The organism is Psychromonas arctica (assembly GCF_038155225.1).
Classification (GTDB): Bacteria; Pseudomonadota; Gammaproteobacteria; order Enterobacterales; family Psychromonadaceae; genus Psychromonas; species Psychromonas arctica_B.
On the sequence record NZ_JBAKBA010000109.1, the window covers coordinates 1 to 465 of the forward strand.

At 51.2% G+C, this 465-nt stretch carries 1 rRNA gene; it reads right to left on the reverse strand.

Annotated elements, in window-relative coordinates:
* Positions 1-455 (reverse strand): 16S ribosomal RNA (locus tag V6255_RS18000); the annotation flags it as partial.
* Positions 456-465: the final 10 nt, after the last annotated feature.

A 465-nucleotide genomic window follows, 5' to 3' on the forward strand; every position in this document is an offset into this window, starting at 1 on the left:
CCTTTCCTCCTCGCTGAAAGTGCTTTACAACCCGAAAGCCTTCTTCACACACGCGGCATGGCTGCATCAGGCTTGCGCCCATTGTGCAATATTCCCCACTGCTGCCTCCCGTAGGAGTCTGGACCGTGTCTCAGTTCCAGTGTGGCTGGTCATCCTCTAAGACCAACTAGGGATCGTCGCCTTGGTAAGCCATTACCTTACCAACTAGCTAATCCCACTTGGGCTACTCTTATGGCGTGAGGCCCGAAGGTCCCCCACTTTGATCCGGAGATGTTATGCGGTATTAGCAGTCGTTTCCAACTGTTGTCCCCCACCATAAGGCATATTCCCAAGCATTACTCACCCGTCCGCCACTCGTCAGCAAAGTAGCAAGCTACTTTCTGTTACCGTTCGACTTGCATGTGTTAAGCCTGCCGCCAGCGTTCAATCTGAGCCATGATCAAACTCTTCAATTTAAAGTTTAAT